We start from the raw sequence: 17,732 nt of genomic DNA, 5'->3' as shown, positions 1-17,732 counted from the left end.
ATTATAGAACATCACCTAAATAACGCTGGATCGACTGCCGCCACTCAGAACTGCGAATGTAGCGCAGCAAGGTACGGTTGATCACCTCACGTTCGCTCGCCTGCGGCGGCAACACTAATGCATAATCCTGCGGCGCGAACACATCCTTGAGTACCGTCAGCCCGGAAAAGTCTTTGCGTAACTGATATTTAAGCAACGGCGCATCGTACACCACCGCATCTGCTTTACCAGCTTGCACATTCTCTAATGCAGTAGTGAGATCACTGTAATGCTGGTAGCCGATATTTTCACGGTCCAGCCAATACGCACTGTAGGACGCGGGCACACTGGCGACGCGGACATTGGCCAGATCGTCTTTGCCTTGCACCCGGGTAGAGAGCTTATTCACGGTTAGGGCGGAAGTGATTGAAGCGGTAAAGCTTGAAATAATAATGACGCTGGTAAACATCCAGATCAGTGCAACGCCACGACCCATCAACGTGCGGGGGGATTTATCACCGTAGCCGACAGTGGTCATGGTGACCGCAGCCCACCAGAAGCCCGCGCCGAGCCCTTTGACCTTGCTGTCACTGAATTCCTCAGGGTTATGGCGGCGCTCAGCCAGCCACACCAGCACACCGGCGCCCAGTAAAATCAAGGTTAGCGCCGCCATTACCGTTAAAAATTCAAAGCTGAAAAAGCGCTTGGTTACGGTCCACCAACCCGGCTCAGCGGCCGCTGGTACGGCGATTCCCAGCCCGGCATTGTAAAAGGGTAAGGTAAAATCAATGCGTCGCTCGCGCTCGGCAGTTACCGAGATGGCGCCAAGACCTACGGCAAAGTCGCCATTGGCGACACCGTCAATCAACTGCTCAAGGCCGGTTTCCCGGTAACTAAAGTTGTAATTATTGACTTCAGCAATATGCTCCCATAGCTCAATCGTCAGGCCATGGTAGTCACCGTTCGCATCTTTCATGACAAACGGCGGACTCACACGTACCGCAACCGTGATTTCTCCGGTGGTGACACCCGCCTGTTCAGGCGCTGCGATCTGCGCCAGCGTGAAGGGTGAAAACAGCAATAGGGTGAGCACGAGTAACTTGCGCAACTGAATTTTCATTCCAACTCCTTGTTTCTAGGACTATGCTCAAGGCACACTTACCTTAGTATACAGACCTGAAACGAAATTGGATGGCTATAGGCGATTCAGCGCCAGCGCTTAACGCTGCAATAAAGGTTCGTCATCGGCATCCAGATAGGCACTGATGGCATCGATAAAAGCGGCGCCATAACGCTCGAGCTTGGTCTGGCCGACTCCGGAAATCTGCAGCATACTGGCCTCATCAATGGGATAGTGCACCGCCATCTCGACCAGAGTGCTGTCGTTAAACACCACAAAAGGTGGTTTTTCTTCCGCATCAGCAATGCTTTTTCGCAATGCCCGTAAGCGCCGGAATAACAGCTTGTCGTAATCGCCGCGGTCGGTCACTTTGGGCTTACTTACTGCCAGGTTGACCCGCGGTTCAGCCAGCGACAAGGCCACTTCACCGCGTAACACCGGACGCGCCGCTTCGGTCAACTGCAAGGTGCCATAATGCTGAATGTTCTGCACCACCAGGCCTCGATGTATGAGCTGGCGGATCACGCCCAGCCAGTGCGTTTGGCTTTTATCAGCGCCAAGGCCAAAGGTTGAAAGCTGCTCGTGACCGAGCGCAGTTAAACGCTGCGACTGGCTGCCGCGTAGCACATCGATGACATGGTTGGCGCCAAAACGTTGGCCCACCCGATAAATACAGCTTAAGACCTTTTGCGCATCCACCGTACCATCGTACTGACGCGGCGGATCAAGACAGATATCACAGTTGCCACAGGCTTTATCCCGGAACTCGTTGAAGTAGTTCAAAAGCACCAGGCGGCGGCAGGTTTGCGCCTCACCTAAGGCCTGCATGGAGTTGAATTTTTGCAGCTCGACCTGGCGCCGTTGCTCATCCGGATGATCATTGATGGTGCTGCGGATCCAGCCGGCATCGCTTGGGTCATAAAGCAACACCGCTTCCGCCGGCAGCCCGTCGCGGCCTGCCCGGCCGGTTTCCTGATAATAAGCTTCGATACTGCGGGGAATGTCAAAATGCACCACGAAGCGCACATTGGGCTTATTAATGCCCATGCCAAAAGCAACGGTCGCCACTACGACGTCAATATCATCGCGGACAAAACCGCGCAGCACGTGATTGCGTTCGTCATGGTCCATGCCCGCATGATAGCCGGCCGCACGGATACCATCCTGCCGCAGCCGTTCCGACAGTTCATCGACACGTTTACGGCTGCCGCAGTAAACGATGCCTGACGCGCCTTTTTGCTTGACGACATAATCGCGCAATTGCTTCTGTGGCTTGAATTTTTCTTCAACGATGTAGCGGATATTAGGTCGATCAAAAGAGCTCTTGTAGATGACCGGCTGATGCAGGTGCAGGCGTTGCACGATATCCGCTTCCGTTGCAGCATCGGCGGTGGCGGTCAACGCCATAAAGGGCAGTTGGGGCAGAGCTTCACGCAATTGCCCTAATTGGCCGTACTCAGGCCGGAAATCATGGCCCCATTGTGAGATACAGTGCGCTTCATCGATGGCGATTAAGGTCACCTGCCATTGCTGCAGCTGACGAATAAAATAGCCCTGCATGGCGCGTTCAGGGCTGACGTACAGCAGCCGCAGCTCACCGCTGGCCGCTTGTTGCAACAGCTGTTGCTGCTCGCTCTGCTCCAGCCCGTTATGCAAGGCGCCGGCAGCTACGCCCATCGCCTGCAGGCTTTCCACCTGATCCTGCATAAGGGAAATCAATGGCGAAATGACCAGCGTCACTCCTGCGCCCATGATCGCAGGTAACTGATAACAGAGCGACTTGCCGCCGCCTGTGGGCATCAGCACCAGTGCGTCACGGCCTTGCTGAACAGCCTCGATCACTTGCTCCTGGCCCTGCCGGAATTCGGCGTAACCAAAAACTTCGGCAAGGACTTTTGACAGCGGTTGCGCAGTCATTTCAACAGCTCCGATTGACGCTCATAGGCAATAGGCTCTATTGTATGCATCCCAAGCACGCATCACCACCGCCAAACGATCATTTCGGACGAAACCTGGTGGTAACTGCATAGTTTTCGTACAACTTCAGCACCCGAGCCAGAAGTTCAACCAGAGCACCGGAACTTAACCTCATGACCGATGATGCAACCCGCAGTCGCCACGGCGTTCTTTTTGCTATTGCCGCTTACACTATGTGGGGCATCGCGCCCATTTACTTCAAGTTTCTACAACAGGTGCCTGCACTTGAAATTCTGGGTCATCGTATTGTTTGGTCATTTGTACTGGTATTGGTGCTGATTATTGGCCTGCGCCGCCTGCACCGCATCAAACCGGTGGTAAAAAATCGCTCGCACATGCTGCGGCTGACTCTGGCAACCTTCCTGCTCGGCGGAAACTGGTTTCTGTTTATCTGGGCGATTAATAACAATCATATTCTGGATGCCAGCCTGGGCTATTACATCAACCCTTTGTTGAATGTTGCCATTGGCATGGTGTTTTTTGCCGAGCGGATGCGACGGTTTCAGCTCATCGCCATTGCGCTGGCGGTCACCGGCGTCTTAATTCAGGTGATTTCCTTTGGCTCGGTACCCTGGGTGGCGTTGGCGCTGGCCTTCAGCTTTGCGACTTATGGCGCAATTCGCAAGCGGTTACCGGTGGATTCGATGACGGGTCTGTGGCTGGAAACCACCATTCTGTTACCTTTGATGCTGATCTATCTGTTCTTCTTTGCCGACTCAGCGGCAAGTGACATGACCCAGAATACCTGGCAGCTTAATCTGTTGCTGATGGCTGCCGGCATAGTGACGACTGCACCGCTGCTTTGTTTCACCGCGGCAGCACAGCGCATTCGCTATGCCACTTTAGGTTTCTTTCAGTACATTGGGCCCAGCCTGATGTTTATTCTTGCAGTCTGGATTTACGGCGAGCCACTGGCGGCCGATAAGCTGGTCACGTTTGCGATTATCTGGGCTGCATTAGCCCTTTACAGCATTGATACCTTGTTGCATCAGCAGCGTTCGAGACGCGCGTAAGCAACCACCAGCCATTTGCTGCCAAGGTCATCAAAGTTCACTTGGATGCGGCTCTGCGGACCAGAGCCCTCATAGTTGAGGACGGTACCCTCGCCAAATTTCACATGACGAACCCGCTGTCCCAGCTGAAAACCGCTCTCCTCAAAAGCTTCATGACTGGCGCCAGTATGGAAACGCCCGTAACTCGGTGTTTCCGTGGAAAAGCTACGACGACTTTGCATGCGCACATGGTGCACATTTTCAGAGGGGATCTCAGCGATGAAGCGACTCGGCGTATGCAGCTTCTCCTGGCCATACACCCGGCGCTGCTCGGCATAGCTGATCACCAGCTTCTGCATCGCCCGCGTCATGCCGACGTAGCACAGCCGCCGCTCTTCTGCGAGCCGGCCAGCCTCATCCAGTGATTGCTGGGAAGGGAACAATCCTTCTTCCACGCCGCACATGAAAACCAGTGGAAACTCCAGACCTTTTGCGCTGTGCAAGGTCATCAGCTGGACCGCATCCTGATGTTCATCGGCTTGCTCATCACCCGACTCCAGTGCGGCATGAGCAAGAAATCCATTCAACGGCGACAGCTCTTCTTCCTCAACCCGTTCGAGCTGATCAAAGTTATCGCAGGCGTTTACCAGCTCTTTTAAGTTTTCCACGCGGGTTTCGGCTTTCTCACCTTTTTCCGCCTGATACATGGCCATCAAGCCGCTGCTTTTGATGACGGTGTCGACTTGCCGGCCAAGGCTGTATTCACCGGTTTCGTCTTCCAGCTGTTCAATCAGATCGATAAACGCCAGCACCGCATTGGCGGCCCGCCCGGTAAGTACTTTTTCCGTGGCCAATTGCCTGGCGGCCTGCCACAAAGAGGTGCCGCGCTGGCGCGCGCCTTCGCGCACGGTATCCAGGGTCCGCGCACCGATACCCCGGGTCGGCGTATTGATCACACGCTCCAATGCCGCGTCATCGTCACGGTTAGCAAGCAAGCGCAGATAAGCCAGCGCGTCTTTGACTTCTTGTCGATCAAAGAAGCGTAAGCCACCGTAGATGCGGTAGGGGATGCGGCTATGTAGCAAGGCTTCTTCGAGTACCCGCGACTGCGCATTACTGCGGTACAGCAGTGCCACATCCTGTAAGGCATTGCCTTGCTCATGCCAGGCTTCTATCTGACTGGAAATATAGCGCGCCTCGTCCAGCTCGTTGTAGGCGGCGTACAAGTCGATAGGCTCGCCCATGCCGCCCTCGGTCCAGAGCTCTTTACCCAGCCGGTCGCTGTTGTTAGCGATAACACTGTTGGCAGCGCTTAAAATGGTATTTGTGGAACGATAGTTCTGTTCTAAACGGATGGTCTCAACCGCAGGAAAATCCAAAGTAAACTGGTGAATGTTTTCAATTTTCGCACCGCGCCAGCCATAAATAGACTGATCATCATCGCCGACGATGGTCACGAAGTTCTCGTGCTCTTTATCGCTACCGGCACCGGAGAGCAGCTTGACCCAAGCATACTGAATTGCGTTGGTATCCTGAAACTCATCAACCAGAATATGGCGAAACCGGCGCTGATAATGCTCCCGGACAATGCGGTTATCGCGCAATAATTCATGCGCCCGTAGCAGTAACTCAGCGAAATCAACTAAACCAGCGCGATCACAGGCGACCTGATAGGCGTCGTAGATCTCTTTGTAGGTGCGCTCGTTAAAATCCAGCCCATCCAGATGATGCGGCCGTAAACCTTCGTCTTTTTTGGCGTTAATAAACCACTGCGCCTGTTTTGGCGACCAGCGCTTCTCGTCCAGATTCAAGCTGCGCATGATGCGCTTGAGCATGCGCTGCTGATCATCACTATCGAGGATCTGAAAATTCTGGGGTAAGTCCACATCCATGTAATGCGCGCGCAACAAACGATGCGCCAGCCCATGGAAGGTGCCAATCCACATTGCACGAGTTGAACTGCCCATAAGTTCTTCGACGCGCCCGCGCATTTCCGCGGCTGCTTTGTTGGTAAAGGTCACCGCCATAATACTGTAGGGCGATAACCGAAGTTCCTGCATGAGCCAGGCAATCCGATGCACCAGCACTCGGGTTTTACCACTACCGGCGCCGGCCAGCACCAGCATGTGTCGTTCTGGTGCACCTACAGCGGCGCGCTGCTTGTCGTTAAGTTGCTCGAGCAAGGGATGCGAGGTCATAGCAAAATCCATTCGTTGAAAGCTGTGGTCAGTTTAAAGGCGCACTACTGTATATGCAACCAGTTACTGCGCCGTAGGCGGGGTCTGAGTTTATTTCAGCAGTAGCTGCTGCAACTGGCGCAGCTCGTCGAAGGCGAACACTGGCAGAACATGCAGCTGATCAGCAACATAGATACCGCTGCGGTACCAGGCGGTCTGCCAGCCCATGCGCTGTGCGCCGAGGATGTCGGCATAAGGACTGTCGCCCACATGCAACCAGCCCTGGGGTGCAATCTGCGGGAACAGTGGCCCGATTTTGGCAAACATATCGCTATGCGGTTTGCCCCGCAGGCCGCTGCCCGGCTGCACCACCGCGCTGAAGTAATCACGCAGACCAATCGCCGCAGTATCCACGTTGCCATTGCTGAGCGCCACTAACGGATAGCGCTCGGCGAGAGCTTGCAACAACTGATGCGTATCTGGCGCAATTTGCACCTGATTGCGAAAGTGCAAAAAGGTCGCGAAAATATCGTCGGCACCTTGCCGGGCGGCAGCCTCTGCCACACCGAGTTCCTGCAGGCCGCGGCTGAGCGTAGCCAGACGCAAGGCGGTCATATCGCTCGCCAGATCAGGTTCATTTTGCATTAACTGCCAACGCCGCTGCGCCCATTGCTGCACGCTCCAGCGAGCTGCTTCCGGATACCGCTGACACAGCGCACGATAACTTTCCGCCTCGGCCTTTTGCATGACCGGCACGTTATCGTACAAGGTGTCATCGAGGTCAAAGCTGAGGGCCTGAACAGGTTGCAAGCGACGAAAAAACTGCATAGCGTCCTTTTTACTTGAGGTTGTTATTTCTTACGTGCGCGCGGGTGCGCGGCATCGTAGACTTTTGACAGGTGCTGGAAATCCAGGTGGGTATAAACCTGGGTGGTACTTAAATTGGCATGTCCCAGCAGCTCCTGTACCGCACGTAAATCACCACTGGATTCTAACATATGTGAGGCAAAGGAATGGCGCAGTTTATGTGGGTGCAGACTGCCATTCAGACCTTGCTGACGCCCCCAGTGGTTGAGCCGCTGCTGCACCGTTCGCGGACTGATCCGCCGCTGCCGCTGACTGATAAACAACGCGACTTCGGTCAAATGACCGTGTAACCATTTATTCCGCACCGGTAACCATTTACGTAAGGCTTCTGCAGCACACCGGCCGTAAGGTACGATGCGAGTTTTGCCACCTTTACCCAGCACGCGTAACTCCTGGTGACGTGGATTAATGGCGTCAATATCAAGGGCCACCAGTTCAGCCAAGCGCAGGCCGCTGCCATAAAGTAACTCCATGATAGCGGCGTCGCGGATGGCCAGCTCATCATCTTCGGGGAGCTTTAATAATTGACTGATGCTGTCGACATCGAGATTCTTAGGCAAGCGCTTGGCGCTTTTCGGGGCCTTGGTCTGCCGGGCCGGATTATCGTCGCGCCAGCCCTGCCGTATACAGTAATCGAAACAACTCCGCCACGCTGCCAGTCGCAAGGCTAACGAGGCATCACCAAGGCCCTGGCGCCGCCATTGCATAAACAGGCGTTCAAACTGACTGACGCCAATGCCTTTGACCTCATCGATGCCCTCGCTGTCAAAGAAGTCGATATCATGCCGTAATACGCGGCCGTAATTCGATAAGGTATGCTCGGCAAGCCCGCGCTCGCCAGCCAGGTGGTTCAGGAATTTCTGTCTGACCTCAGCGAGCTTCATGGTGTTTTAAAAGGGGTGGCAGGATCTGGCTTAACAACACCTGCAGTTGCTTGACCAGCAGCGTATCCATCGCTGGCTCAAAATGCCCGGCATCATGGTTGCCAATGGCCAGCATTCCTAACTCACCTTTATCACCGAGTAACAGCAGCACCACCGAGGCGATAGATTCATCCGGGAACAGCAATTTTTGTTCATCGGTGGTCAAGCGGCCCAGGTAAATACTGTCGTCGCGAAAGCGTTTGCTCAACAACTGTTTATGGGTGTCTGCGGCGAACGTGAACTGAGTTTCAAGCTCCAGCGGGCTATCAAAAAACTTCAGAGTTAACGCCGGCATCTGCAACTGTTCTGAGAACGTCTGCTGCAGACTGTCCATGACTTCCTCAATGCTCTGACTTTGCAGTAGCTTCAGGTAAAGCTCGCTAAAGTAACGAAACAGCTCCTCATTACGGCGCGCCGTCACCATCAGTTCGGTAATTTCTTCTTCCAGGTGCTGCACTCGCTGACGAAGTACCTGCTGCTGGCGTTCGACCAGCGATACTGCGCCCTTGGTCTGATGACGCACACTGAGTTGCTGCAACAGCTCGGGGTGCCGATCGAAAAAGTCCGGGTTTTCTTCAAGATAAGCGGCAATCAAAGTGTCATCGACGCGTGTTTGTTGAGCTTGTTTTTTTGCTTCGGTGCTCATAGTTTCATGTGTCCGTCATAAACATGTTGTGCGGGCCCGGTCATGCGCACGGTTTGCCCCGGTTGCCAGCGAATCGTTAATTGTCCGCCTGGCAAGTCAACCAATACGGTGTCATCTAGTTTACCTAACCGCATACCGATGACAGCGGCGGCGCATGCGCCACTGCCACAAGCCTGGGTTTCACCAGCGCCGCGCTCGAAGACGCGCAGCTTGATGTGATTGCGATCAATGATTTGCATAAAGCCTGCATTCACGCCTTCTGGAAACCGCTCATGCGTGGCCAAAGCCTGTCCAAGTGTGGCGAGCGGAGCCTGCTCAATCGCGTCTACTTCGGTGACACAGTGCGGATTACCCAACCCCATGACGCCACAGAGTACGGTCTGTTCCTGTACTCTAAGAACATAGGTCAATTCTTCTTTATTTGCTTTAAAAGGCACCGCGCCAGGCGCAAATCGTGGCTCGCCCATCTCTACTGTGATACGCCCATCACGCTCATGATGCAAGACCATATTGCCAGCTTTTGTACTCACCCGCAGGTGATTTTTGTTACTCAGCCCACGTTGTTTTACAAATAGGGCAAAACAGCGCGCGCCATTACCACACTGAGCGACCTCGCTACCATCTGCATTAAAAATACGGTAATGAAAATCGAGATCCGGGTCATACGGTGGCTCGACCAGCAACAGCTGATCGAAGCCAATCCCCCGATGCCGATCCGCCCACTGACGGATTTGCTCCGGGTTAACAAAAATGGTCTGGGTCACGTTATCAATCACCATGAAATCGTTACCCAGGCCGTGCATCTTGCTGAAGTTCACGCGTCATCTCCGAGCAAGTGTTCACCCTGCCACAAACTGGCAAGCGGTTCGCGCTCACGAATTAAAGTGGCACTATCACCATGTACCATCACTTCTGCGGCCCGCGGACGGGTATTGTAATTTGACGCCATAGTGAAACCGTAGGCCCCTGCGTTCATTACCGCCAATAAATCACCTTCCTGTGCTGCCAGGTGACGCGCATGGCCAAAAAAGTCGCCAGTCTCACAAACCGGACCCACAACGTCCACTAACTGCTCATCCAGCCCTTCGTGGCGGTTCACCGGCACGATGGCATGATAGGCATTGTAAAGTGATGGTCGCAGCAGGTCATTCATACCAGCATCGACCAGCAGGAAGTTCTTTTCACTGCCTGGTTTGTAGTACTCCACTTTGGTGACCATGATGCCGGCGTTGCCGACAATGGCACGACCTGGCTCCAGCATTAAGGTCAGATCTCCGATCGCTTCAGCTTTCCTCTGCAGGGTTTGTAAGTAACCACTCACTTCCAGCTTTTCTTCATGCTGGTAAGGAATGCCGAAGCCGCCCCCCATATCCAGATGGGTAATATGAATGCCTTCCGCGCGAAGCGTTTCAATTAAACTGAACATCCGCTCAGAGGCATCAAGAAATGGCTGTGGACTGAGGATTTGCGAGCCAATATGGCAATCGATACCGCGCATATCCAGATTCGACAACGTTGCGCCACGCCGGAAGACTGCCAGCGCCTCGCTCATTGCAATACCAAATTTATTCGCCTTCAGCCCCGTAGCAATATAAGGGTGGGTCTGGGCATCAACATCCGGGTTCACCCGCAGGGAAATCGGTGCGATAACACCTTTGTCACTGGCAATTTGCTGGATCCGTTCAAGCTCGGCAGCGGATTCCACATTAAAGCAGCCGATATTCTGATCCAACGCATAGGCAATTTCGTCATGGCTTTTACCAACACCAGAGAACACCACGTCCTGTGCTTTACCGCCTGCTGCCAGCACCCGTGCAAGCTCACCGCCAGAGACGATATCAAAGCCAGCACCCAGCCGCGCTAACAGGTTAAGAACCGCCAGATTGGAGTTGGCTTTTACCGCGTAGCAAAGTTTATGCGGTGCCGGCCAGTGCCGGGCAAACTGCTGCCAGTTGGCAGTGATCGCCGCCTTAGAGTAGACGAACAATGGCGTCCCGTGCTTTGCTGCGAGGTCTGCGACCGAGCAATCTTCAGCAAAAAATTCGTTTCCTTGGTATGTAAAGCTCATAATACTTTTTTAGTTTCCTGTACTGGCGCAGAGGCTACGCTTGTCGATGGCTGATTCTTTTCCGCAGGCGGTGGCATCTCCAGTGGTCCCTTCTGGCCACAGGCGACCAAGCCCAAGGTTGCTGCTACAATGATTGGACGCATTACTTTCAGCTTAAACATCGGTAAACTGTACCCTTGTGAATTGCAAATTAACCGTGCGCTTATCATCGCATTGCAGCGCGCAAATGTCATTATCAGGAGTCGACATGCAAGACCACGATTATCATGAGCTAGCCGAAGCAACCATTTTGGCAATAGAAGAAGCTTTCGAAAAGACCGGAATCGATATTGATTGCGAGTCAGGCGGCGACATTCTTGAGTTGACCTTCCCCAACGACACCAAGATGGTGATTAACAAACAGCCACCATTACAGCAGTTATGGGTGGCGACCAAGTTTAATGGTCACCATTTTGAATACCGGGATGGTGAATGGATTGATAACCGCACCGGTGCCGAGCTGTGGAGCTTATTATCAGAAGCTGGCAGCAAACAGGCTGGACAACCGATCACGCTGAAAGCGGAGTAAGCATGACGACCACATTACGCATCGCGACACGAAAAAGTCTCCTGGCGCTTTGGCAAGCCGAGCATATTAAGGCTCGTCTTGAGGCCTTACATGAGCATGTGACTGTCGAACTGGTGCCCATGAGCACCAAGGGCGACATCATTCTGGACACGCCGCTGGCGAAAATTGGCGGTAAAGGCCTGTTTGTAAAAGAGCTCGAAGTCGCGATGTTGGAAGAACGTGCCGATTTGGCTGTGCATTCAATGAAAGATCTACCGGTGGAGTTTCCCCCCGGACTCGAGTTATTTGGCATCTGCGAGCGCGAAGACCCGCGCGATGCCTTTGTTTCCAACCAGTATCATAATTTGGATGAATTACCGGAAGGCGCCATCGTCGGTACCTGTAGCTTACGTCGCAAATGCCAGATCCTGGCGCGCTACCCGCACGTGCAAATCCGTGATCTACGCGGCAACGTGCAAACGCGTCTGGGCAAACTCGATGATGGCCAGTTTGACGCTATTATTCTGGCGGCGTCCGGCTTAATTCGCCTCGACCTTGGCGAGCGGATTCGCCAGCGGCTGCCAGCGGATATCTGTTTACCGGCAAATGGCCAGGGTGTGCTGGGGATTGAATGCCGCACCGACGACACCGCCACTAAGGCCTTGTTGGCACCACTGACGTGCCCTGACACCAGTAGCTGTGTATTGGCCGAACGCGCCATGAACCGCCGCTTACAAGGGGGCTGTCAAGTGCCTATCGGCGCCTATGCGGAGCTGCATGGTGACCAACTTCATCTGCGTGGCTTAGTCGGTCGCCCCGACGGTAGTGAGATTATAGAAGGTGATATCAAAGGCCACCGCGACCATGCTGAAGCACTTGGCACCGAGCTCGCTGAGTACCTGTTGGCCCGGGGCGCTGGTACCATACTGAACGATGTGTATGCGGAGAACGAATTACACTCATGAACAACATCCTGATCCTCCGACCCCAGGCGCAAGCGGCCGAGTTACAGCAGCTGCTTGCTCAGCGTGCTGAGCAGTTGCAGGTGCCTGTTACCTCGCAAAGTGCCAGCATGTTGAGGATCAGTGAGTACGACGACCCCAATTACAGCTTAGCGAACATACTGGCCGAACAGTGGCATGGTGCCATGATGGTCAGTGTGAATGCGGCCCATTATTTTGCCAAACAAGCGCGAGCATGGGCGCCGCAAGCCGCTATGCCGCGCTGTCGCTGGTTTGCGGTAGGCCCGGTCAGTGCCAAAGCTATCTCGGACGTGGTGCAGCGGCCGGTCTGTTGCCCCTGGCGCCAACACAACAGTGATGCGTTACTGGCGTTACCCGAATTGCAGCAGGTCGAAGGACAGCGCTGGTTGATCATTCGCGGCCACGGTGGCCGCGAACTGTTCGCTGATACCTTGCGCGCGCGCGGCGCAGAGGTGACCTATCTGGAAGTTTACCAGCGCCAGTCACAGCCGCCGACCGCTTCGCAGCTTAGTGAATGGCAGCAGGGGATTGATACAATTATGGTCACCAGCGCCGAGCAGCTGGGCGCATTTCTCGCCGCGGTCCCCAATGATTCTAAGGACTGGCTAGCGGAGTGTATCTGGGTGGTAGCAAGCGCTCGCTTACAGCAATTACTGCCCAGTGGGCTAAGTCGGCGTGTGGTAGTTGCCGATAGTGCCGCAAGTTTTGCTATGGTAGATGCATGGCAGCAGGCGATTCAACTAACGAAGGAAGTTTAAACCATGTCGAATGACTTGAAACAGGAACCCGAAAACGAGCAACCGAACGATGCTTCAGAGCAAACTGACGCAGACGAAGCGATCGCTGAAAAGTCTCGTACGAAAGGGACTTTCGCATGGGTGCTGGTGCTGATTCTGTTGCTACTTATCGCGGCTGCAGGTTGGGTTGGCTACCGCTATGTTTATCAGGAGTTGCTGAGCACCAATCAACAGTTGGAACACCAAGCCGGTCAGCAGCAAAAGCAACTCGAACAAGTGCAAAACGAGTTACAGCAGCTTAGTCAGCAGCAGCAAAAACTTCCGCAACAAGTCAGCCAGCAACTGGATCAGGTCGCAGATAATTTGCGCCGGAATGTCAGCGATCAAGCCCAGGAGCTTGGCGACTTGCAGCGCAGTGTGCGATCCGTGCAGGCAGAGTTCGCTGCGTTAGACGTGTCGCAGGCGACCGCATGGCGGGTTTTAGAAGCGCGTCATCTGGTCGAGCAAGCGAGTAATAAGCTTTATATCGACCAACAACCTAAATTGGCGCTGCAACTGCTGGAGTTAGCTGATTCCCATCTGGCGGCGCTGAACAATCCAGCCTATCAAGCCGCACGGCAGGCAATTAATGACGACAAAGTAGTGCTGCGTTCACTCACTACTGATGCCCATGTTCAGGTGGCTATGGAATTGAGTAGTTTGCGCACTCAGCTGGCTGAGCAGCAGTGGCAGCTGAGCGCACCTACGCGCACGCTGACCGGTAATACGGTCAGCGCTGACGCACCCTGGTACGAGCGTTTACAGGCAAGTGCTAAAACCTTGTTTGACCAGCTGATCCGGGTGCAACACCGGGAAAAGCCGATTGAGCCACAGCTGTCCATGGCCTTCGTTGAGCTCAGTAAGCAACGTGTGTTACTGCAACTGCAGCTCGCCCAACAGGCGGCTCTAAGTCAGTCGGACGCGCTCTATCAGGCCAGTGTCAGCGAGGCACAGCGCCTTATCAGCGAGGTTCAGACACAAAGCGACCTTGACCTTACCGCGCTGAAGTCCGAACTTGATGAGCTGGCCACGCAAAGCTTAGAACCCGACTTACCTGCACAATTGCGCAGCCTGCCAGTGTTAAATCGCCTGGCACGTGCACTCACCGCGGGAGTTTCTCAATGAAATATGCCTGGATTATTGTACTACTGTTGATCGCAGGTCTCTTTATCGGCCCTTTGTGGGAAGGCAATACAGGTTACATGCTGATTGCACTGGGTAACTACACCGTAGAAACCAGTCTGGTGGCCGCGGTGATTATGCTGGCGGTTGCCATCATCCTGTTACGCGTGCTTGTCGGTTTTGTCATGCGCCTGGTCCGTGGCACCAGTTGGGGCCTTAAGTGGTTCGGTGAGCGTCGTACCAGCAAAGCTAAGACGGCCTTAACTGAAGGTGCTGAGGCTCTCGTTAATGGCGATCTACATACTGCATCCAGTGCTTTTAATCGCAGCTGGCAATTACGCCACGACGGCACAGTCGCACTGTTTGCAAGCTACGCAGCAGCGCGTAACGAGGACTTTGCGCAGGCACGGGAGTGGTTGCAGCATGCGCCCCGACCAGGCGAGCTGGCTCTTGCTGAGACACTCTTCACGTTGCAGCAGGATCCGCAACAGGCTGCTAACCGCATGAGTGACATCCAGCAGTTGCGTCGCGATTACCCGCGTCACCCGCAATTACTTCGTCTCGCATTAAGTGCATATCAGAACCTGCACCGCTGGGATGATGTCATCGCCTGTCTGAATGACGCTGACCGCTTGCAGTTGCTCAGCGAAACCGAGCGTAGCGAGCTGCTGGAAAAAGCCTACCGCGAGCGCTTCCTCGCCGCGGGTCGCGAGGGTCAGGCAAGCCTGGCAACGCACTGGCGCAATCTGACCCGTGATAATCGACGCACCGCACCTATCCGCCGGGCCTACCTAGCGGTACTTAAGATTTACCAACAGTTAGATGCAGCAGACAAAGTTGCCGCACGCGGATTAAAACGCGGCGACATCAAACTTGCTCATTTGTTAGAGAAGCAATTACTGGTGCCAGGTCCCGAGTTACGTGATTACCTGCAAAGCCAGTTAAAGAAACAGCCCGAAGATGGCCTGTTGTTACAGGCGATGGGGCAAATTGCATTACTGACCAAAGAGTGGTCCCTGGCCGAGCGTGCGTTACGCCGTTCCGCCGAGTTGGTACCGTCTCGTCGCGTCTGGCTTGATTTAGCCCATGTTTACGCGGCGCAAGGTAACTCGCAGGCGGCGCTTGAAGCCTACGAAAAAGCGCTGCGGGATTAACCGCAGCGCCGTTTCGCCAATACCGTTACTGACGTATCCCTTCGATGGACAAGTACATATCCAGGGTCTCGGCAGCAGGGCCAAGATCATAGTCGAAGCCAAAGTTCGCAGGCGTCAGCGTGACTTTACCTTCGAAACCACGACGGAAACCGCCCCATGGATCCGGGCCCGCGCCAATTTCGTTCACTGCAATTTCAATCGGCTGAGTCACGCCACGCAAGGTTAAGTCACCCGCCAGTGTCCCTGTGCCGTCGCCATTTGGCGTATAACTGGTCGACACAAAGCGTGCCTGCGGATACTCGTCCACTGCCAGGAAGTCGTCGCTGCGTAAGTGTTTATCGCGCTCTGCATGGTTGCTATCGATGCTACTGGTGTCGATAGTCACTTGCACAGAAGCTGCGCCTGGGTTGCTTTCATCGTAGCTAAAGCTGCCATCAAAATCAGTGAACTCTCCCAACAGGTAGCTGTAACCTAAATGGCTGATCTTAAACTGTATAAAAGCGTGCTGACCTTCAATATCAATGGCGTAGTCCGCTGCCTGGGCCTGGCCTAAGGCACCGCTTAATGCTGCGCTAACGGCCGCTGCGAGTAGTAATTTTTTCATGTTTACCTCCTTAAGGTTTTACTTTTGCGGTTTAAGCATGCGCTTTAAGGTCGCATCCTTATTCCAGAAATGATGTCGTATCGCTGCCAGCGCATGTACGCCGGCCAAAATGACTAAACTTAATGCTGCATACCAATGGATGTCGCCAGCGATTTCCTCTTGTTCAGGTAGGGTCGTGATCACCGCAGGTACTTCGAACCAATCAAACACCGATATCGCGCTGCCATCCGCAGTCGAAATCAGATAACCACTCACCATAGTCACCAGCAACAACGCATACAGTAGGGCGTGCCCGACCCGAGCCCCAAACTTCTCGAAGCGGCTACCTATCAGTTCAGGCCGGACGGTCATCCAGCGCCAACCCATGCGAAGCAGTGTCAGGGCCAACAAGCTCAAGCCAATCGACTTGTGCCACCATGGCCCTAAGCGGTACCAGGGATCGTAATAGCTCAGGGTTAGCATCCAATAACCTAAAGCAAACAAGCCAATAACCGCGATGGCTGAAAGCCAATGGATGGCGATAGCTAACCAGCCATAACTTGACGAAGTATTTTTCAACATAAGCCTTTCCTGAGTTAACAGGCGGTCAGTTTAATTCAATTTAATAAAATGAATAGTGCTAAAAATCGCAGCGAACGTTCGATTTGATAGAATGGTTACATTCATGCAAGATGAGCTACTATGTTCGCAATCAATGAGAATAAGGCGATAACAATGAAACGAAGCGTGCTAGTACTCACCATGGCCTCATTTTTAGGTGGCTGCGTGATCTATGTTGATAGCGCCAGGGGTGATGTGGGCTGGGGCGAACGTGACTTAAGCCATGAAACGCGAACCCTCACCTTAAGTGGCGCGGATCTTACCGAACTTAGTGTTGATACGGGAGCAGGAAGTTTGGAGATCATCGGTGAAGCAGGGCGTACCGAGATCGCGGTCACGGCGGAAGTCTATTACCACGAGGCCGAAAGCATTCGTCTCACGTTGCATAGAAATGGTGAGCAAGGTGTCTTCGTGGCCGATTTTGACTCATCCTCCTATGGCAATAATAATGCCCGTATTGATGCCACAGTTCGTGTTCCTGAATCCTTTCATCTAAACGTTGATGATGGTTCGGGCAGCATCGATATTCAGGGAGTTAGAGCGGATATGCGGATCGAAGATGGATCCGGAAGCATGACCATCGTCGGTGGTCGCAACGTGCGGATTGACGACGGCTCAGGTGGTATTACCGTGCGCGATCTAAGCGGTAATCTCGACATCGAAGACGGTTCTGGCAGTATGGAAATTGACCGGATCGCCGGCGCAGTCACTATTGACGACGGCTCGGGCGATATAAAAGTAGGCACGGTCGGGAGTTTAAGAATTATTGAAAGCGGCTCCGGCCGGGTGAATATTCAGTAAGACCAAGTCCGAACCGGCGGGCATAAAAAAAGCCCCCAGCGTTAGCTGAGGGCTTTTCGATAATTAAAGCCTGGCGGTGTCCTACTCTCACATGGGGAAGCCCCACACTACCATCGGCGCTGAAGCGTTTCACTACTGAGTTCGGAATGGATCAGGTGGTTCCACTTCGCTATTGCCGCCAGGCATAAACTGTTAAACAACATAAACTAAGCTGATTGTACTAGAGCTTTGGTGCCACTCTGCTTATCGCACGTTGCACCTGGCAACGTGTCACTATTTCGGTAAAGGTTTTCGAACTTATGCAGTTCAAGACAACCCTAAACACCTTCGGTGTTGTATGGTTAAGCCTCACGGGCAATTAGTACGGGTTAGCTCAACGCATTACTACGCTTCCAC

General features: G+C 53.8%; 18 protein-coding genes and 1 rRNA gene. 7 read left to right on the top strand and 12 right to left on the bottom strand.

What is annotated here, in order from left to right; translation table 11 throughout:
• Position 1: 1 nt before the first annotated feature.
• Both J6J34_RS06980 and recQ read right to left on the bottom strand, forming a co-directional pair.
• The gene (locus J6J34_RS06980; protein WP_301898722.1) at positions 2-1,099 is read right to left on the bottom strand and encodes a transporter substrate-binding domain-containing protein; all 1,098 of its coding nucleotides are present in this window, start codon (positions 1,097-1,099) and stop codon (positions 2-4) included.
• Between the two features lie 99 nt (positions 1,100-1,198).
• Complete coding sequence (recQ, locus tag J6J34_RS06975) at positions 1,199-3,016, bottom strand: DNA helicase RecQ (protein WP_301721980.1); 1,818 nt, start codon at positions 3,014-3,016, stop codon at positions 1,199-1,201.
• 173 nt (positions 3,017-3,189) lie between these two features.
• Between recQ and rarD the strand changes: the two genes are divergently transcribed.
• Positions 3,190-4,089, top strand: a complete 900-nt coding sequence (gene rarD, locus J6J34_RS06970) for an EamA family transporter RarD (protein ID WP_301721978.1) — start codon at positions 3,190-3,192, stop codon at positions 4,087-4,089.
• Here rarD and uvrD read toward each other — a convergent pair.
• The 7 genes from uvrD to lptM all read right to left on the bottom strand — a co-directional run bounded on the left by uvrD (position 4,065) and on the right by lptM (position 10,892).
• A complete protein-coding gene (gene uvrD / locus J6J34_RS06965) occupies positions 4,065-6,266 on the bottom strand; it encodes a DNA helicase II (RefSeq protein WP_301898721.1) in 2,202 nt (733 codons plus the stop codon). The two genes, rarD and uvrD, sit on opposite strands and share 25 nt — an antisense overlap.
• Before the next feature lie 90 nt (positions 6,267-6,356).
• Positions 6,357-7,073 carry an HAD-IA family hydrolase gene (locus J6J34_RS06960; RefSeq protein WP_301721974.1) on the bottom strand — a complete coding sequence of 239 codons (717 nt, stop codon included), beginning with the start codon at positions 7,071-7,073 and terminating at the stop codon, positions 6,357-6,359.
• Positions 7,074-7,096: 23 nt separating this feature from the next.
• Positions 7,097-7,996, bottom strand: coding sequence for a tyrosine recombinase XerC (locus J6J34_RS06955; protein WP_301721971.1), 900 nt, complete (start codon positions 7,994-7,996; stop codon positions 7,097-7,099).
• Positions 7,983-8,681, bottom strand: coding sequence for a DUF484 family protein (locus J6J34_RS06950; RefSeq protein WP_301721969.1), 699 nt, complete (start codon positions 8,679-8,681; stop codon positions 7,983-7,985). The genes J6J34_RS06955 and J6J34_RS06950 overlap by 14 nt, the downstream gene beginning before the upstream one ends.
• Entirely contained in the window at positions 8,678-9,484 is an 807-nt protein-coding gene (gene dapF / locus J6J34_RS06945; RefSeq protein WP_323125369.1) for a diaminopimelate epimerase, read from the bottom strand. Before dapF ends, J6J34_RS06950 begins: the two co-directional genes overlap by 4 nt.
• Positions 9,485-9,495: 11 nt before the next feature.
• A complete protein-coding gene (lysA, locus tag J6J34_RS06940) occupies positions 9,496-10,749 on the bottom strand; it encodes a diaminopimelate decarboxylase (protein ID WP_301721967.1) in 1,254 nt (417 codons plus the stop codon).
• On the bottom strand, positions 10,746-10,892 hold the full coding sequence (gene lptM / locus J6J34_RS12510) for an LPS translocon maturation chaperone LptM (RefSeq protein WP_418055184.1): 147 nt from the start codon (positions 10,890-10,892) through the stop codon (positions 10,746-10,748). The genes lysA and lptM overlap by 4 nt, the downstream gene beginning before the upstream one ends.
• Before the next feature lie 104 nt (positions 10,893-10,996).
• Between lptM and cyaY the strand changes: the two genes are divergently transcribed.
• From cyaY to J6J34_RS06915, 5 genes are read left to right on the top strand one after another with little or no spacing between them, the layout of a single operon-like run.
• Positions 10,997-11,317, top strand: coding sequence for an iron donor protein CyaY (gene cyaY / locus J6J34_RS06935; protein WP_301721966.1), 321 nt, complete (start codon positions 10,997-10,999; stop codon positions 11,315-11,317).
• A 2-nt stretch (positions 11,318-11,319) separates the two neighbouring features.
• Positions 11,320-12,261: a hydroxymethylbilane synthase gene (gene hemC, locus J6J34_RS06930; protein ID WP_301721965.1), complete on the top strand. Its 942-nt coding sequence runs from the start codon at positions 11,320-11,322 to the stop codon at positions 12,259-12,261.
• On the top strand, positions 12,258-13,037 hold the full coding sequence (locus J6J34_RS06925) for a uroporphyrinogen-III synthase (RefSeq protein ID WP_301721964.1): 780 nt from the start codon (positions 12,258-12,260) through the stop codon (positions 13,035-13,037). The genes hemC and J6J34_RS06925 overlap by 4 nt, the downstream gene beginning before the upstream one ends.
• Before the next feature lie 3 nt (positions 13,038-13,040).
• Complete coding sequence (locus J6J34_RS06920; protein WP_301898719.1) at positions 13,041-14,180, top strand: uroporphyrinogen-III C-methyltransferase; 1,140 nt, start codon at positions 13,041-13,043, stop codon at positions 14,178-14,180.
• Positions 14,177-15,331 (top strand): heme biosynthesis HemY N-terminal domain-containing protein, encoded by a 1,155-nt coding sequence (locus tag J6J34_RS06915; protein ID WP_301898718.1) that lies wholly within the window; start codon positions 14,177-14,179, stop codon positions 15,329-15,331. The genes J6J34_RS06920 and J6J34_RS06915 overlap by 4 nt, the downstream gene beginning before the upstream one ends.
• Positions 15,332-15,356: 25 nt before the next feature.
• On the opposite strand, the gene J6J34_RS06910 is transcribed toward J6J34_RS06915, so the two are convergent.
• On the bottom strand, positions 15,357-15,935 hold the full coding sequence (locus tag J6J34_RS06910; protein WP_301774578.1) for a YceI family protein: 579 nt from the start codon (positions 15,933-15,935) through the stop codon (positions 15,357-15,359).
• Between the two features lie 18 nt (positions 15,936-15,953).
• Positions 15,954-16,496 carry a cytochrome b gene (locus J6J34_RS06905; RefSeq protein ID WP_301835114.1) on the bottom strand — a complete coding sequence of 181 codons (543 nt, stop codon included), beginning with the start codon at positions 16,494-16,496 and terminating at the stop codon, positions 15,954-15,956.
• Positions 16,497-16,649: 153 nt separating this feature from the next.
• Here J6J34_RS06905 and J6J34_RS06900 point away from each other — a divergent pair, with 153 nt between their 5' ends.
• The gene (locus J6J34_RS06900; protein ID WP_301721959.1) at positions 16,650-17,336 is read left to right on the top strand and encodes a DUF4097 family beta strand repeat-containing protein; all 687 of its coding nucleotides are present in this window, start codon (positions 16,650-16,652) and stop codon (positions 17,334-17,336) included.
• A 68-nt stretch (positions 17,337-17,404) separates the two neighbouring features.
• On the opposite strand, the gene rrf is transcribed toward J6J34_RS06900, so the two are convergent.
• Positions 17,405-17,519 (bottom strand): 5S ribosomal RNA (gene rrf, locus J6J34_RS06895).
• Positions 17,520-17,732 lie beyond the last annotated feature (213 nt).

The organism is Pseudidiomarina terrestris, assembly GCF_030466405.1.
Lineage (GTDB): Bacteria > Pseudomonadota > Gammaproteobacteria > Enterobacterales > Alteromonadaceae > Pseudidiomarina > Pseudidiomarina terrestris.
Note: the sequence above shows the minus strand (reverse complement) of the source record. Positions and strands in the feature narration are given on the sequence as shown.

Coding starts and splice junctions, on each gene's coding strand:
- J6J34_RS06910 (WP_301774578.1), bottom strand. CDS start 15,935: ATGAAAAAATTACTACTCGCAGCGGCCGTTAGCGCAGCATTAAGCGGT.
- J6J34_RS06925 (WP_301721964.1), top strand. CDS start 12,258: ATGAACAACATCCTGATCCTCCGACCCCAGGCGCAAGCGGCCGAGTTA.
- J6J34_RS06920 (WP_301898719.1), top strand. CDS start 13,041: ATGTCGAATGACTTGAAACAGGAACCCGAAAACGAGCAACCGAACGAT.
- recQ (WP_301721980.1), bottom strand. CDS start 3,016: ATGACTGCGCAACCGCTGTCAAAAGTCCTTGCCGAAGTTTTTGGTTAC.
- J6J34_RS06960 (WP_301721974.1), bottom strand. CDS start 7,073: ATGCAGTTTTTTCGTCGCTTGCAACCTGTTCAGGCCCTCAGCTTTGAC.
- J6J34_RS06955 (WP_301721971.1), bottom strand. CDS start 7,996: ATGAAGCTCGCTGAGGTCAGACAGAAATTCCTGAACCACCTGGCTGGC.
- cyaY (WP_301721966.1), top strand. CDS start 10,997: ATGCAAGACCACGATTATCATGAGCTAGCCGAAGCAACCATTTTGGCA.
- J6J34_RS06950 (WP_301721969.1), bottom strand. CDS start 8,681: ATGAGCACCGAAGCAAAAAAACAAGCTCAACAAACACGCGTCGATGAC.
- lysA (WP_301721967.1), bottom strand. CDS start 10,749: ATGAGCTTTACATACCAAGGAAACGAATTTTTTGCTGAAGATTGCTCG.
- J6J34_RS06905 (WP_301835114.1), bottom strand. CDS start 16,496: ATGTTGAAAAATACTTCGTCAAGTTATGGCTGGTTAGCTATCGCCATC.
- dapF (WP_323125369.1), bottom strand. CDS start 9,484: ATGCACGGCCTGGGTAACGATTTCATGGTGATTGATAACGTGACCCAG.
- uvrD (WP_301898721.1), bottom strand. CDS start 6,266: ATGACCTCGCATCCCTTGCTCGAGCAACTTAACGACAAGCAGCGCGCC.
- lptM (WP_418055184.1), bottom strand. CDS start 10,892: ATGCGTCCAATCATTGTAGCAGCAACCTTGGGCTTGGTCGCCTGTGGC.
- J6J34_RS06915 (WP_301898718.1), top strand. CDS start 14,177: ATGAAATATGCCTGGATTATTGTACTACTGTTGATCGCAGGTCTCTTT.
- hemC (WP_301721965.1), top strand. CDS start 11,320: ATGACGACCACATTACGCATCGCGACACGAAAAAGTCTCCTGGCGCTT.
- J6J34_RS06980 (WP_301898722.1), bottom strand. CDS start 1,099: ATGAAAATTCAGTTGCGCAAGTTACTCGTGCTCACCCTATTGCTGTTT.
- J6J34_RS06900 (WP_301721959.1), top strand. CDS start 16,650: ATGAAACGAAGCGTGCTAGTACTCACCATGGCCTCATTTTTAGGTGGC.
- rarD (WP_301721978.1), top strand. CDS start 3,190: ATGACCGATGATGCAACCCGCAGTCGCCACGGCGTTCTTTTTGCTATT.